Raw genomic sequence first — 15,955 nt, 5'->3', positions numbered from 1 at the left:
TTTCGCCATTGGTACGAATACCGGCACTGCCAGTCATTATAGTCGGATTGATAAGCAAAACGGTACCGCGACGTTTTATCTTGTTAACCAACAAAGCAATGATAAAAACAAAGCCCCAATTTTGGGGCTTTAGTATTGCACTATAACTTGGCTAACAATGGCGACATGGGGATACCAAAATCCGGAAGACTCGGCGGTAAACTGGCTACTTCTGTAGGTAGCTGCGCTTTAATCCGCTCCATGTTTTCACTATCACCTTGATGGAAGTAAACATAGTACTTCAAAACGGCTGTGTACTTGTTGTCTTCTGGTAACTGCTCAAGGATGGCTAGCGCATTGTCAAAGTCCTCCACCTCTATGTACGAACGGGCCAGATTCATCAGGGTTCCAGGTTTAGTCTGGTCTTTTAGCTGCGCCTTTAGTTGGTTTAACTCATTGATTGCTAAATTAGGCTGCTGCAGCTGCAAGTGCGTCAAGGCCGTTACATTTTTCAAAAAATATGGCGCCGAGTCCCCATCGGGATACCAGTCTGCGAAGGCAAGCATGACATCTTCATAACGAGCAAGTTTGTGACCAACATGACTCAGCAGGGTAAAGCTCAGTAGCTTAATTTTGCTTTCGTCCTGTTCGTTGAGTACGGCTCTATTGGCGTGCCAATGTAGGATGTTAGCAAACACTTTATTGAGCTTTTCTACATCTTTGCTTTTAGCTTCGGCTGCGCCATCGAGCAACGCAGCCATTTGCTCTTCATAACTAATGGCTGTTTGCTGTGCTTGTACCTGCTGCGGCTTATCTTTATCCACAATTTGCGCCGCCGCAACGGCACTAAAGGCGAGTGACATAACTAGTGCAATGACATGCTTTTTGTTCATAGTTTTCTCCTTGTCTAACATTTTAATCCGTTGCACGTTAAAGCTCTGTTGTTGAGCGATACTTAACAACGGGGTCATAAATTGCCTATGTCCGTTTTTCGCTTGGTGCTGCGATAAAAGTACACTAGCAAGATCCAGTTGATATTGTTCCCGAAAGCTCGCTGCGCACTTTTCATCGCAGCTGAGTTCCAGCTGTTGCTTTGATTTTTTAGCTAAAAATAAGCACAGGGGATTCCACCAAAATAGGCTTTCCAACAAGCAAATAGCCCAGCTCCAATACACATCCCCCTGGCGTAAATGGGTTGCCTCATGTTGAATAATCGAATGAACTTCTTTGGCATCAAGCAGCGCCCGATCCAGCCAGATAGTGGGTCGTGTCACCCCACTGGCGAAAGCCGGAGCCCCCAACTTTGCAACCCGAACAGGGTAACCCCCACTACTGTGCTCATACCGGTTACAGGGTGTGGAGTGGCGATAAAGTCGCTTGATAAACGAGAAGTACTGCCCTATGCGCCAGATAAACAAGGCGACACCAATTAGCAACGCCAGAAATACCAGATGAGAAACATCAAATGCATAGCCATCAACTAACGACACTGGTGCCTGAACTTGAGTAACTAAAGCATCTTGTTGTTCGCCTTGCGAGTGAGCCGTCTGCCAAAAATGTGCAACGTTAAAAGTCAGCTCTGGGTCTTGCTGATATTTAGAAACTTCGGGCATATGCTGCCAGGGCACAAGCCAGCTGGACAGTGCCAACACCGATACATAGAAGCTCAGTCGTGCCGGAGCACTTTGTAGCCCCTTTAATGCGATCAGTGCGCACAGTGAAATAAATAAGCTGGTTAGGAAATAGTCCGTCATATCGCCCTCCTTTTTTACATGTCTTTCTTTTTGCTATTTAACAAGTTTTGTAAATAGGCAATATCCTCATCATTAAGACGCTCTTCTTTAATAAAGTGAGCAATGAGATTACGGGAACTTCCCTTAAAAAAGCGCTGCATAAAGGTGGGGACGGCTTCTTCTGACAGAGCGCTTTGCGTCACAATAGACTGATAAACAATCGCCCTGCCTTGCTGACCACAACGCTCCACCGCGCCTTTCTTTTCAAGCCGATCGACAATTGTTTTCACCGTGTTATAGGCCACTTGCTTGTTATTCTTTTTTGCTTCGCTAAGCAACTGATGGATTTGGCTCGCTGTACATGGCTCGTGTTGCCAAAAAAGCTGCATCACATCCATTTCAAAATCACTGAGTTTCATTTGATTCCTCACTACTACACTTGTAGTTATCAACTACCACAAATGTAGTAATTGGATTTTTTAAAGTCAAGATTTAATTGAACCCTCAGCATGAAACGTTTAGGTAGGTTGTGAACTGCTTCTTTATTCTGCCGGCACGAGGTTGAGCATGTTATAATCCCCTTTTCCTTTTAAAAGATGATTGCCACCGTGACCTTACCTGCCTTTTCCAGCACCCCGCTTTCTCGCTCTTTGCTCGATAACCTAGAGTCTTTGGGTTATCACCATATGACAGAAATCCAAGCGCAAACCTTGCCGCTCATTTTGGCGGGCAAGGATGTGATTGGTCAGGGTAAAACCGGCTCAGGCAAGACGGCCGCCTTCTCTTTGGGGCTGTTACATAATCTCAATGTAAAACGCTTCCGTGTTCAGGCCCTGGTGGTGTGTCCGACCCGAGAGCTGGCCGATCAGGTGGCGGTGGAAATTCGCAAACTGGCTCGTGCCATTCACAATATCAAGGTGCTCGCCCTGTGTGGCGGTGCCCCCATGGGGCCGCAAATAGGCTCGCTTGAGCATGGCGCCCATATTATTGTCGGCACCCCGGGACGCATTGAAGAGCACCTGCGCAAGGGCCGCTTATCCCTGGATGAGGTAAACACCTTTGTGCTTGATGAAGCGGATCGCATGCTGGAAATGGGCTTTGAAGAGCCGCTGCAATACATCATCGATCACTGCCCGGCAGAGCGACAAAACCTGCTCTTTAGCGCCACCTATCCGCCTAAGATTGAGCAGCTGGCCCAGCACGTGATGCACAACCCACAAAAGGTCACGGTAGAGTCGACCCATGACGACAGCAGCATAGAGCAGTACTTCTATGAGGTGGACAACAACGAGATGCGCCTGGAGGCGGTGCAAAAACTGCTGCTGCATTTCCAGCCCGAGTCGGCGGTGATTTTTTGCAATACCAAGGCCGAGTGTCAGCAGGTGTGCGATCAACTTCAGAATATGGGCTTTGACGCCGCCGCCTTACACGGTGACCTAGAACAAAAAGACCGCGACCGCACCCTGGTACGCTTTGCCAATCATAGCCTGAGTATCCTTGTGGCCACGGATGTCGCCGCCCGAGGTATCGATGTGGACCATGTGGATATGGTGATCAATTACCATATTGCTCATGACCCCGAGGTCCATGTACACCGCATCGGCCGTACCGGTCGTGCCGGTAAAAAAGGCATCGCCTGCTCCTTGATGAGTTATAAGGAGTCGCACAAGGTCAATGCCTTAGAAGATTATCTGGAACAAACCATTGAGCCTACCGACCTGCCCAATGACAACGTCTTTAGCAAAGCAATTAAGCGTGCGCCCATGGTGACCATACAAATCGATGGCGGCAAAAAGTCCAAGCTGCGCCCGGGGGATATTCTCGGTGCCCTGACCTCTAATCAGGCCATTACCGGGGATCAAATTGGGAAAATCAAGGTCACTGCCATCAGCTCATATGTCGCCGTGCAGCGTAAAATCGCCAATGCGGCGCTGAAAACCATCAGTGAGGGTAAAATGAAGGGCCGCAATTTCCGCGCCCGTAAGCTAAACCGCTAAGCCCTTTAAGAAATATGTAGTTAAGGTGCCAAAGCACAACGCCCTGGCACCCATTCTCTTAGTTGTTGTCCAGTAAGGCCTTGGCCATTAACTGACCGATTTCGGTATGATGCAGCATGCTTGAGAATGGCTTGGTCACGCCATCCGGGCCAAACGCATACACGGCAACTGGCGTCGCGGTGTGGGTACCGTTACCCCAGGTCACGCTTTGCTCCGAGCTAATCGCACGAGCGATCAAAGCTCCTTGGTCTTCATAGGCATACACATAGAAGTCGCTGAAGTCGTTGATAGCCGGTATCTGAGTCGCACTTAGGTACTTGTGATCCGCATAATAGTTTTCGTTAGGCTTAACCGCGGCAATCGCTTGGGCATCAGCATAATCGATATGGAAATCCGGGTGCAGGGTCGCGTTTACCGCAGTTTGCCATTGCTCCGGCGTTGAAGCGCCAAAATCCCAATCAGCATTCACCTTGTCGTAAATCGCATAGAAAGACGCTTTTTGGGCATAGATCTTGTCCAGAGTAGACAGCGAACCAAAGTTATAGTTTGGCTTATAGTCTTCCCCTTTCATGCCGTCGCCCGGCAAGGTGGTTGCTTCAGGAATATTATGAGCCGAGTAGCTAAAACCAAAACCACCGGTTTCGTGGTCCGCGGTGATCACCACCAGGGTATCATTGCGCTCGCTTACCCACTCGTACACGGCATCAACCGCTTCATCAAACTTCAATAGCTCGTGTAGTAACCAGCCGGTGTCATTAACGTGCGCCGCCCAGTCGATTTGGCCGCCTTCGATCATCAAGAAGAAACCATCCTCGTCTTGAGACAGGATATCCAAGGCTTTAAGCGTCATCTCACGCAGCGAAGGCTCATGGTTACACTGGCTTTCATCGTTTTTACAGGCCGTGTATTCGATGCCATCATTCATCGCCGAGTCGTCGAATAGACCCAGTAGCTTAGCGCCTTCTGCCGCGCTCAGCTGATCCTTATCGAAGGCCAAGGTATAGCCTGCGTCACGTGCTTCTGCGATCAGGTTACGATCATCGCTACGCTTGGACTTTTTAATCACGCTGGTGTTACCGCCTAACTCTGCCGCCAAAGCATCTTTGCGATCGGCGGTATCTTGCGGTAACCAGTGACGAGCACCACCACCTAATAAAACATCGACCTGGTTCATCAACAGATCTTCGGCAATTTCATTCTCAAACGAGCGATGCGGTTGATGCGCCGCAAAAGCCGCCGGCGTTGCGTGGGTAATACGGGTATCGGTCACCAGACCCGTAGCCTTACCCGCCGCTTTGGCTTTTTCCAAAATGGTCTCGACCACATTACCCTGGTCATCCAAACCAATCACTTCAGAAGCCGCCGACATGCCGGTTGCCAACTGAGTCGCCGAGCACGCCGAGTCGGTTACCAAAGAACCGTTTTTACCGCCCGGGGCATTAAGCGACAAACCAACACGACCGCCGTCGGCAAACTTCTGCATGCCCGTAGTCGTGCTCGCCAATACGCTGTTTGGCGCCCGACGCGCATATTCCTCAAGCAGGCCTATCTGTTGTGGGCCCATGCCGTCGCCAATCATTAAAATGACGTTTTTAACCGAGGTAACTTCTTCCTGTTCAACCGGTACTTCGACGATTTTTTCAACTTCAACGACACGCTCAACTTCAACTGTTTTTGTGTCCGAGTCACAACCCATCAGCAGTGCTGAAGAAATGGCTGCCGCCAGCATGGTTTTATTTATTTTCATTTTTGTTCCCTGATAAAACTATTTTTGATAGTGGTACAGGGCGGCGATATTGAACGCAATTTGTTAAAAATAAATGAAGCTTTTGTAAAAGTTTAAATTATTGGTACATTCATTTCTATATTTAAATAATAAGAAGTCCCATATTGGGGATAAAATAAATAAAAAGCACACCCCTTACTCCCCACTATCTAAGCCAAGCCCCTTTGTCCGGACTTTTTTTATCTATTTGCCCAAGGGAGGCTAAACTTGAAAAGCAGCTTAGCGATTTAGTTGATTTACCGAGGTCAATTTCAAGGAGCAAGGCATGAGTCGAGTCAGTAATGCAGAAGCGCAGCAGAGTAAACCGATCGCCGCACGTTCGCCGATCCGAGCGCTGTTAACACCTCGCTATAAAGACATGGGTGGTTTTTCGGTGCTGCGCTCCCTGCCCACGACAGAAGTAACGACCATAGGACCCTGGATATATTTCGACCACCTCGGGCCCGCGACCTTCGCTCCAGGAGCGGGCGTCAATGTGCGTCCTCACCCTCATATAGGTATCGCCACCGTCACCTATATGTTTGACGGCGAACTGCTACATCGCGATTCCCTAGGCAGTGTACAGCCTATTCGTCCCGGCGATATCAATCTCATGGTGGCCGGTAAGGGCGTGGTGCATTCAGAAAGGCAAAGTGAGCAGGAGCGCGCCGACACGCACAGTGTAGAAGGCCTTCAACTCTGGCTGGTGCTGCCACAGGAGTGCGAACACATGGACCCGGCTTTTTATCATTACCCCGCCTCCTCTTTGCCTATTACCAGGGTTCAAGGCGTACCGGTACGGGTGATGATGGGCTGCGCCTATGGCCAGGGCTCGCCGGTAAAAACCTTTTCCGATACCCTCTACCTCGAAGCTGAACTAGCGCCCGGACAAACGCTGCAACTCCCCAGCTGCGAGGAATTGGGCTTGTATGTAGTGCGTGGCCATATTCACTGCGGCGGCACCTCAGTGCCCGCTCAAAGCATGGCGGTGTTCGATTGCACACCCGCGCTAAGCGTCCGCGCTCACGAATATTCCCGCATCGTCTTGATTGGCGGCGCTCACCTCGGACCAAGGATCATCGATTGGAACTTTGTTTCAAGCAGCCAAGCCCATATTGAGCAGGCGAGAGAAAAATGGCGTAGTGGTCTGTTTCCCAAGGTGCCCGGCGATGAGGAAGAGTTTATCCCTCTGCCTTAGCAAGCAGGCCTGCAGCTTTGAGTTAATCAATAGCGATACCACACTTCCACACCCTCTTCCTTTTCAGAGCTGATCATAGGGTTTTCATTTTGATTCTTGTTGGTCATTACACTCACAAAAGAAGCAAAGCGCGCAATAAAGAGGTGAACAAGGTTTTTAACGGGTGGCCTGGCCCCCATCGAGGATAATAGCCCCTTTGCGGGGCTATGCTTTTAGGAGGGGAACTTGCTTGTTACTTCACACCCTTGCCGTTACAACCATTGGCCATCAGGTGATCATACGCGGCTTTGGCCTGCACCAAACCATGACCGTATTTATAGTCATAGCCGGCCTCGCCTAGGTCCATCGCCGAGGCGCTAAGGGCATTTCTTATCTCGTAATTATTGCATTGTGGGAAGTGACTCCACACCAGCGCCGCCACACCTGAAACATGGGGCGTGGCCATAGAGGTACCAGACATCGATGCATACAGGCCGCCTGGGTAGGTGGAAATGACATCGACACCGGGAGCCGCCAGCTCAACCTGCGCGGTTCTTTGTGAAAACGCCGCATGTTGCATTGTCTCATCCACCGCAGCCACAGACACCACCGCATCGTAGGACGCGGGATAGCTATGAGTGGCGTTGCCATCGTTACCAGCAGCGGCTATAGCCATCACGCCAGCACGCTCTAAGCGTGCAAAGGCACGCGCTTCCACCTTGGTTGAAAAGGCGCCACCCAAGCTCATGCTCACCACCTTAGCACCGGCGCTGGCACAATCTGCCACCGCACCGGCAAGATCCGAAGCATAGACAAAGCCGCCCTCGTCATCAAACACCCGTGCTATATGTAATTCGGCCATGCCAGAGCCGAGCACCCCGGTCAGCCCACCATTGCCGTCGATTGCGGCTATGGTACCAGCAACATGGGTGCCGTGACCGTGACCATCTTGGTACCAGGGGCCAGCACCTTCATCGTCGCCGGTCACCGTGGTGCTTGGCAATTCCTGGTGACCGAGATCATAACCGGTATCGACGATACAGACCTTGATACCACCGGCATAATCGAGCTGTTCGGCCTGCACCATGGGTAGGCCGTAGGGGGCATAATCTTGAAAACCACTTGGCGTCACTGCGTTGGGAATAACCTGGCGCACGGCATCGAGTTCGATGGATTTAATCGCGCCATTATTTTGCAATTGCTCAAACATATCGGCATCGATCACCGCCGCCACCGAGTTATCGGCATCCAATTGGCGTTTGACGTCACCACCGACCGCTTCAATCGCGGCAACCAGTTCGGCCTTATTACCCTGATGATATTCGAAAATGACGCGGGCCGTTTTGCCCGCCAGCATATCTGTACCCTCAACTAACTCGGCTTGCGCAGAAAAAGCAGTGGCTACCAATACAGTGAGTAGAGTTTTATTAAACATCCGTATGCTCCTTATTATTCTGCTTCGCTAGTTTGTAGGCAGCTGTGCTGCTGAATATTACCGTTAACGGTGCCAACATTGGTGTAGCCGTCATAGGGTCCGTCGATAAGATTGAAGGCCGTAATGGCGCCGTGGAAGTTACCCTTGCCCTCGCCGGTATCAAAGAAGCAGACAAAGCCGGTGCCCTCGCCGGGCGCCTGGGGGTTTTTTGATGAGTAGGTAAATTGCGCTTCAAACTGATCCATGCAGTTACATTCCTGCACGCCAGTTTCTAATCCTTCATCGGTAAGCGCGCAATAACCGAAGTTGTCCACTTCAGCTTTAATACTTACGCCGCCAACATCTTCGAAATCAATGGCGCTATGATCCACATAGTTCACGCGACCCTTAACCTCGTCCTCGCCGCAGTTTTCGGCATTAAAAGTAAACACGGCATTCTTATCACCACCCGCCGATGCCATGGTGCCGCCACCTGTGACCTTATGCTCGCCAATAAAGGTACAACCGCTCGTTAAGGTACCGGCCAACAGCGCCATGCTAAGCAATTTGAGTTTGTTTTGGACCATTACGTCCTCCCTCTGTCATTATTATTAACTTCATTGCATGTTTTCTATTGCACGTTTACTCAAGGGGCTTCCCTTAAAGACTTATAAACGTGCTCAAACAGTATTGAGAGCCATTTAACAACCCAGATGGCACCACATCCTCGTCTGTTATGAAGTTCCAGTGTAAGCAGTTAACAACACATAACATATTAAGCAGATTACCTAATTTGATCGGCTAAAATGGACTAGGTCATTTAGCCTAAACGGCCTCAAAAATGCGAATAAAGTCGTGGTTTTTAGGGTAAGCCACAACTTTATTGCAAATAGAGGAATAAAATAAATTGCGCAGCTGACGCGATTTAAAAGGCCGTTTAAAGCTCAATGGCGTGTGCAAGACGCTTGTATTTCACCGCCGCCTGAGTACGGTTTTCCACATCCAGCTGTTTAAAGATGGCGCTGGCATGGACACGGACGGTTTTCTCCGAAATATTCAGCTCTCGGGCGATCGCCTTATTACTTAAGCCATCGGCCATTTGCTTTAATACCTTGCGTTGGCTGGGGGTGAGTAGGGGTAATGTCTGGGGTTCTTCGACTTGAGACAAGACCTTGTTCGGTTGCGGTGAGTCGTTAAAAAGGTACTTGGAGATCAAATCGATAATCACCGAGTCAAACTCGGTTTTAGAGACAAATTCCAGCGCACCGACGTCTAAACAAGCGGTGCAACTTTTGAAGTCATCATTGCCGCTGATCACTATCACGGGCACATTTTCGTAGTTTTTGCAGATGTATTCCACCCCCTGGATCCCTTCACTGCCCGGCATGGACAAATCAACGATGGCTAAATCAATTTGCTGTTCTTTTTGCTCGAGAATGCGAAAAAGTTGGTGATAACAATGGGCGCTTTCAACCTGAATATCGGGCCAAGCCCCCTTAATTTTATGTTCAATGGCAAACACAATTAAAGGATGATCATCGGCTACGGCAATACATGCTTTGCTCATTTTAAAGCCCTCCCTAAACGGCCTTCCCTGCTTGTTTGGCTCGACTGACTTTAGCTAGTGTGTACACCTCGTGTGTACTTAACCTAACTTATTGTACGTACCTAATTTAAGGCAACACGACCTTGGTCTAGCTTTCCTTTACCCTACTGAGCCTTATCTAACTCGAGGCCTAGGGCATAGAAAAATGCGACTGGTACCAATAGCCAACATACAATGTACATGCTAACGGTACAAGCAGTGGGCGATAGATTGCCCCCTGATGCTGACGGGATGAATATCAGCCATGGCTGACAATACTAATTCGCGGCGTTACAACGCTTATTGGCAGCTTGATTCCTATCCTATTCCCCTAACCGGGGTATTGGCATCGCCCGCTGTTCCTATTTTAAATAATTAATATTTGATTTTCATTTATCCCTTGCTAGGCTCAAATGGTCATTTAACAAAGACATGAAGGGCAAACCATTCGCGAGGATGGGGCGCAAAGTCACCGGTCTTGGGGTACAGCCCAAAGAAAGCGGGATTGCCAGTGCGGTCGCAATGCGGCTACCAGAGTTTCTGTCCCAAGGCCGAGCCAACCATTTGGGATGCACAATGAAATCAGCCACAGCGCATAAAATAAGCTCAATGGTCGCGGCCATTAGCCTCGCCTTAGGGACTCAAGCCTACGCCAACACAGCTAATGACACGCAGAACACGCTGCCAGATCAGGCCCTGGAAAACCTCCCCGACAACCGTTTAAAACACAGCCTTGCCAAGCTCCCTCCCCATGTACAACAAAAAGTACTGGCTCAGCTCACCGCCCTTGGAGTGCCGGCGCTGGATACGGCCTTTATGGAGGCGGATAACAATGGTGAACTCTTTTACGTGGAAATGGGTCTGGTACAGGGAGCTGGCACCGGCGAAGCGCCGAGCGCCGCGGCGACTCTGCCTGCCATTGATGTATTTAACCTGCATAGCAAACCCGGCGCCGCCAATACCGTTTATTTAGATTTTGACGGTGGTCTGGTCAGTGGCCGCGCCTGGGGCGGTGGTACCAGTTATGACACCCTGCCCTATGATTTGGATGGCGATCCCAGCACCTTTAACGACTCGGAGCGCAGCCGCATCCACCAAATCTGGGCGCGCATGGCCGACGACTTTTCTGCCTTTGACATCGACGTAACCACCCAGGCTCCAGCGAGCTTTGGCGCCAATGTGGGCTGGGTACTATTTACCAAAGACAGCGACGCCACAAACAAGGCGCTGCCCTCTCAAGGCGCCGGCGGCGTGGCCTATTTAAGTGTCTGGGGAAGAAGTAATTACACCTATTATCAACCGGCCTTCGTGTACTACAACCGCCTCGGTGGCGGCGGTCAAACCTATATGGCCGAAGCTGGCTCCCACGAATTGGGTCATAACCTGGGCTTAAGCCACGATGGTACATCCACCACCTCCTACTATGGTGGTCTGGGTGAGAATACCGAACTCGGCAGCTGGGCTCCGATCATGGGTAACTCCTATAGCAAGAATATCACCCAGTGGAGCAAAGGCGAGTACCCCGACGCCAACCAACTGCAAGACGATATTGCCATCATCACCAATAAACTGGGGGCTTCAAGCGACAACGAAGGCAATGCCCAATCGCCAACGGCTCTCATAGTCGATGAGTTTGGCCAGTTCAGCGCGACCAATCGCGAGTTGGATCCAAGCAACGCTGTTGGCGACAATAAGGGCACGGTGCAGGTGGGCGACAGTGACTGGTTCCAGTTTAATGCCGGTACAGGCAGCGCCCAGATCAGTGCCACCCCGGCGTGGGATGCCTTTACACGCAGCACCCGTCGCGGCGCCAACCTTGATATTGGGCTGCGTTTATATGACGCTGGCGGCTCGCTTATTGCGGACTCTGCTGGCGATGCAGAAACCAGCGCCACACTGCAACTTGACCTTGCCGCCGATCTATACACCCTGGAGGTGTATGGCACGTCGGGGCCCTATGTGAGCGATTATGCCAGCCAGGGCCATTATTACTTAAATGGCAGCCTGCCTGCGGCGGCACCGGATACCACGCCTCCGGACCCTAACCCCATGAGCTTTGCCCAAGTTCCCAGCGCCATCAGCCATAGCGAGATCAGCATGCAGGCCACGACCGCCACGGATGACAGCGGCGCCCAGGTGAGCTATCTGTTTAGCTGTCAGCAAGGCGGCACGGATTGCACCTCCGGAACCTGGCAAACCGGCACTGAGTTCATGGCAACCGGACTGCAAGGTGAAACCCAATACTGCTTCAGTGTCACGGCCAAAGACTTGGCCAATAATCAAACCTTGGCGTCGGCACTTGAGTGTGCCACCACGGCGGCGCAACCCATGCCACCAGCAGCGCCAAGCAGCTTCAGTGCAAGCGACGGCCAGGATGGTACGGCGCTGCTGAGCTGGACGGACAACAGCGATGACGAAAACGCTTTTGAGATACAGCGCGAGAAGCAACATAAAAATGGCTCCTGGCGGGGTACAACTGTAATTGCCCAGCTTGCGCAAAACACCAGTAACTATGTAGACAGCAGTGACGCGGGCATCTTCCGCTACCGAGTACGGGCGACCAATAACGCTGGCGCATCGAGCTGGAGCAACTGGTCACAGGTCACTGTAAGCAGCGGTGGCGGTGATGGGGGCGGTGGCGACAAACCCTGCCGTGGCAAAAAGTGCACCCCTTAGGACAGCACCAAGGGACTTATTGCTAGCCTCTTAACTATCTCCTCAAGCAGCCGCAAGGCTGCTTTTCCCGTGCCCACCATGACCCCATCCACCTAGCCAAAAGGCAAAGCCGATTGAGTTCAATCGGTGCGTTAAAACGAACTATAGTTTAGTGATTGAACAGTCAAGAAACAACGCACTATGACTCGCTCAGCCTTTGTTATTCGCCTTATCGTTCTTGGAGTTAGCAGCTTATTTGTCGCCTGTGGTGGCAGTGACGGCGACAGTGCTCCCCCAGTCAAAATATGTACAGAAACCAGTTTATATTACTGTCCCGCTTCCGCCTTTAATGACCCTTTCGGTATTGCTTTGACCATAGCCTGGTACACGGGCCAATGCACTAGAGAAGTGTTTTGCCAGGAAGACGGCAATGTGCCCGAAGTCGACCCGGAAAATGGCGTCATAGACGATGATTTTATAAGCAAAAACTGGACGACTCAGTCACTGCAGGAAAGTGAGCCCAATAATGAGTTTGAGCAAGCCACACCTTTTATTCTCAAGCCCAGTAACGGCGTGCTGATCACCGGAGAGCTTGACGCAGCAAGCGATCAAGCCGATATATTCGCCTTTATTATGGATGGTGAAATCACCGTCAGTATCTATTTGTGTTCAACGCCGAGCACCTGTACCCAGCCATTTTATAATGGCCCCGACCTCTATCTAGAGCTTTATAACGCCAATGAGGTGTTATTGGATAGCACCGAGACCCCCAGTGAGCTGGGCCATGTATTTACTGGCCCGCAATTGTTTGATGGTGAACAATACTTTTTAGCAGTCCGTATCAGAGACGCAGCTATGGCTGCGCAAAAATATAAGTTAGTCATTACCGACTAACTGAATCAAGCTCACACCACGGTTAAGGTGCCGCGATACATCTGCATTTGGCAGTGAAATGGATACTCTCCCGGTGCCAAATCGGTCAGTGTTACCGGCGTTACCTTGTCCAGCTCAAGTTGCTCGCTGACGCCCAAGTCGGGGATCAACAGCATCTCCGAGCAGGGCGACTGATCCTTGCGTAAAAAGTTAAGGGTCACCGTTTGATGCGCCGCCACCTGAATCGCCGCGGGAGTATAGACTCCGTCTTTAACCTCTATGGTCAGCGGCTGAGTTTGCATAACGGTTTGCGCCGGCTTATAAAGCCAAAACCACCAGACTATCAAGACGATAAGTGCCAGCCCTAAGATATTGATGATGATCATATAAGTTTCTCCTTAAAGCGCACAATCACGCATCTTTGGGTTTAAATAAACGCAAACGGTTGGCGTTACTGACGACCGTGAGGGAAGAAAACGCCATGGCCGCACCGGCGATCACCGGGCTCAAAAGCATACCAAAAAATGGATAGAGCACGCCGGCGGCAATAGGAATACCGGCGACATTATAAATAAAGGCACCAAAGAGGTTTTGCTTGATGTTTGTTAGGGTTGCCTTACTCACGGCAATGGCATCGGCCAGACCATGGAGTGAGCCCCGCATTAGCGTGATATCGGCGCTTTCGATGGCAACATCCGTGCCCGTGCCGATAGCAAAGCCGACATCGGCCAAGGCCAAGGCCGGAGCATCGTTAATGCCATCGCCTGTCATCCCGACCACCTCATCGGCTTCTTGCAACTCTTTAACCTTGTTGGCCTTATCTTCGGGCAGTACCTCGGCAAAAAACTCTGTGATCCCGGCTTTATGTGCCACCGCGGCGGCGGTTTCCTGATTATCACCGGTCAGCATAATGACACGAATGCCATTGTCTTGCAGGCGTTCAATGGCGGCAATGGAGTCCTTTTTGATCGGATCGGCCACGGCAATAATGGCGGCCAGTTCACCATCGATAGCAAAAAACATGGGAGTTTTGGCCTGTTTCGCCAAGCCATGAGCGCGTTCGCTAAAATCGCCAAGCGTTATGCCCTGTTGTTGCATCAGCTTGGCATTGCCAAAGAACAAGGTTTTATTATCGCAGCGCCCTTCTACTCCTAAACCTGTCAAAGCCTTGAAGGAGTCCACCGGTAACAACTCAACGTCCTGCTCTTGTGCCTTGCTCACTATGGCTTGTGCGAGCGGGTGTTCCGAGCCGCTTTCCAAACTCGCCGCCAGTTGCAATACTTCCTGCTGCTCATGAGTGTCGGCAACCACCAGGTCGGTGACCTGAGGCGCTCCCTCGGTAATGGTGCCGGTTTTATCCAGCACCATGGCGGTGATTTTAGAAGCGGTTTGCAAGGCTTCACCATTACGTATTAGCACCCCCGCTTCGGCGGCCTTGCCCACACCCACCATCACCGACATGGGCGTTGCCAGGCCTAAGGCACAAGGACAGGCAATGATCAGCACGGTAGTGGCGCAGACCATGGCCAGTGCCAGTGCGGGCTCGGGGCCAAAGTTAAGCCATGCCAAAGCCGTCAGTACGGCAATGATCATCACCACGGGCACAAAATAGGTAGCGATTACATCGGCCAGGCGGCCTATGGGCGGCTTGGAGTTTTGCGCTCGCTTAACCATATTGATTATGCGCGCCAACGCCGTGTCTTTCCCCACCCGGGTGGCCCGAAACTGTATCGAGCCCGAGGTGTTAATGGTGCCAGCCGCTACTTCGTCGTTTTTAGACTTTTCAACCGGCATGGGCTCGCCGGTCAGCATGGACTCATCGATAAAGGTATGGCCCTCGCTGACCACACCATCAACGGGAATTTTCTCGCCGGGTTTGACCTTGACCAGATCGTCCAGCAAGACCTGCGCAATATTAATTTGCACTTCTTTATTATCGCGGATCACCGTCGCGGTCTTGGCCTGTAAGCCAATCAGACGCTTAATGGCCTCGGATGTTTTGCCTCTGGCTTTTAATTCCAACGCCAGGCCGAGGTTGATCAGGCCAATGATCATGGCGGTGGCTTCAAAATACACATGCCGTGCCATGGGAGGAATGGCCTCGGGGATGGCCACTACCACCATGGAGTAAAGCCAGGCCGTGCCCGTGCCCAGGGCAATCAGGGTATCCATATTGGCATTATGGTTTTTAAAGCTTTTCCAGGCTCCGGTGTAAAAATGCTTGCCGGAGACATACATCACCGCCAGAGTGAGCAGGCCAACGCCTAACCAGGCTGCACGTTGCATCGCGGTGGTTACCGTCATATCGCCGCCAAGCAAACCAAACAGCATCAAAGGGACACCTACCGACAAGGCTGTCACCGTATCCCTGACCAGCTTTTTATAATAGGTCCTATCGGCGAGTTCTTTTTCACCGACCAAATCTTCATCGCTTTGCTCGTCTACAGCCCTGGCGTTATAACCCACCGATTCCACGGCGGCAATTAAGGCCTGGGTTGATGCGGTGCCGGTGACCGAGGCGATTCTGTCGGCAAAATTCATTTGCGCGCTAACCACTCCCGGCGTTTTTTTTAGTGCCGCCTCTATTTTGCCAACACAGCTGGCACAGCCGGCTCCTTCAATAAGAAGCTGTTGATTTGCGTTCGACTCACTCACTTTGTTCTCCTTGTTCGCACACCAAATTACGCGTTAAAACCAAGTTCCAAGGCTAAATTTCGTTTAACCGCTATTATTGATGAAAGTGTAGACCTGGGAGTAGGACCAAGGTCAAACTTAAA

Annotated in this window: 12 protein-coding genes and 1 riboswitch; of the genes, 4 read left to right on the top strand and 8 right to left on the bottom strand. The window is 51.1% G+C overall.

From position 1 onward, the window contains the following. Positions 1 to 140: 140 nt before the first annotated feature. Both KD147_RS00255 and KD147_RS00250 read right to left on the bottom strand, forming a co-directional pair. Positions 141 to 1,733 (bottom strand): M56 family metallopeptidase, encoded by a 1,593-nt coding sequence (locus KD147_RS00255; protein WP_212546510.1) that lies wholly within the window; start codon positions 1,731 to 1,733, stop codon positions 141 to 143. Between the two features lie 14 nt (positions 1,734 to 1,747). Then, a complete protein-coding gene (locus tag KD147_RS00250; RefSeq protein ID WP_105190189.1) occupies positions 1,748 to 2,131 on the bottom strand; it encodes a BlaI/MecI/CopY family transcriptional regulator in 384 nt (127 codons plus the stop codon). A gap of 189 nt (positions 2,132 to 2,320) precedes the next feature. Between KD147_RS00250 and dbpA the strand changes: the two genes are divergently transcribed. Then, complete coding sequence (gene dbpA, locus KD147_RS00245; RefSeq protein ID WP_502710192.1) at positions 2,321 to 3,709, top strand: ATP-dependent RNA helicase DbpA; 1,389 nt, start codon at positions 2,321 to 2,323, stop codon at positions 3,707 to 3,709. 58 nt (positions 3,710 to 3,767) lie between these two features. On the opposite strand, the gene KD147_RS00240 is transcribed toward dbpA, so the two are convergent. Beyond that, a complete protein-coding gene (locus tag KD147_RS00240; protein ID WP_249318858.1) occupies positions 3,768 to 5,456 on the bottom strand; it encodes an alkaline phosphatase in 1,689 nt (562 codons plus the stop codon). Between the two features lie 304 nt (positions 5,457 to 5,760). Here KD147_RS00240 and KD147_RS00235 point away from each other — a divergent pair, with 304 nt between their 5' ends. After that, positions 5,761 to 6,672, top strand: coding sequence for a pirin family protein (locus tag KD147_RS00235; RefSeq protein WP_212546508.1), 912 nt, complete (start codon positions 5,761 to 5,763; stop codon positions 6,670 to 6,672). A 232-nt stretch (positions 6,673 to 6,904) separates the two neighbouring features. Here the strand turns inward: KD147_RS00235 and KD147_RS00230 are convergent, their stop codons facing one another. The 3 genes from KD147_RS00230 to KD147_RS00220 form a co-directional block, all read right to left on the bottom strand. Continuing rightward, positions 6,905 to 8,086 (bottom strand): S8 family peptidase, encoded by a 1,182-nt coding sequence (locus tag KD147_RS00230; protein WP_212546507.1) that lies wholly within the window; start codon positions 8,084 to 8,086, stop codon positions 6,905 to 6,907. Between the two features lie 14 nt (positions 8,087 to 8,100). After that, on the bottom strand, positions 8,101 to 8,652 hold the full coding sequence (locus tag KD147_RS00225; RefSeq protein WP_105255224.1) for a hypothetical protein: 552 nt from the start codon (positions 8,650 to 8,652) through the stop codon (positions 8,101 to 8,103). Positions 8,653 to 9,002: 350 nt separating this feature from the next. Then, the gene (locus tag KD147_RS00220) at positions 9,003 to 9,632 is read right to left on the bottom strand and encodes a response regulator transcription factor (protein WP_212546506.1); all 630 of its coding nucleotides are present in this window, start codon (positions 9,630 to 9,632) and stop codon (positions 9,003 to 9,005) included. A gap of 446 nt (positions 9,633 to 10,078) precedes the next feature. Continuing rightward, positions 10,079 to 10,163, top strand: a riboswitch (cyclic di-GMP riboswitch). Between the two features lie 63 nt (positions 10,164 to 10,226). On the opposite strand from KD147_RS00220, the gene KD147_RS00215 reads away from it, so the two are divergent. After that, complete coding sequence (locus tag KD147_RS00215) at positions 10,227 to 12,326, top strand: M12 family metallo-peptidase (RefSeq protein ID WP_212546505.1); 2,100 nt, start codon at positions 10,227 to 10,229, stop codon at positions 12,324 to 12,326. Positions 12,327 to 12,506: 180 nt separating this feature from the next. Then, positions 12,507 to 13,199, top strand: a complete 693-nt coding sequence (locus KD147_RS00210) for a hypothetical protein (protein WP_212546504.1) — start codon at positions 12,507 to 12,509, stop codon at positions 13,197 to 13,199. A gap of 11 nt (positions 13,200 to 13,210) precedes the next feature. On the opposite strand, the gene KD147_RS00205 is transcribed toward KD147_RS00210, so the two are convergent. Both KD147_RS00205 and KD147_RS00200 read right to left on the bottom strand, forming a co-directional pair. After that, positions 13,211 to 13,564, bottom strand: a complete 354-nt coding sequence (locus KD147_RS00205) for a cupredoxin domain-containing protein (RefSeq protein ID WP_105190195.1) — start codon at positions 13,562 to 13,564, stop codon at positions 13,211 to 13,213. Between the two features lie 25 nt (positions 13,565 to 13,589). Further along, complete coding sequence (locus tag KD147_RS00200) at positions 13,590 to 15,833, bottom strand: heavy metal translocating P-type ATPase (protein WP_212546503.1); 2,244 nt, start codon at positions 15,831 to 15,833, stop codon at positions 13,590 to 13,592. Positions 15,834 to 15,955 lie beyond the last annotated feature (122 nt).

The sequence above is a fragment of the Pseudoalteromonas sp. BDTF-M6 genome (assembly GCF_018334135.1).
Taxonomy (GTDB): Bacteria; Pseudomonadota; Gammaproteobacteria; order Enterobacterales; family Alteromonadaceae; genus Pseudoalteromonas.
The sequence above is the reverse complement of the archived record's forward strand: the minus strand, read 5'-3'. Positions and strand labels throughout refer to the sequence as shown.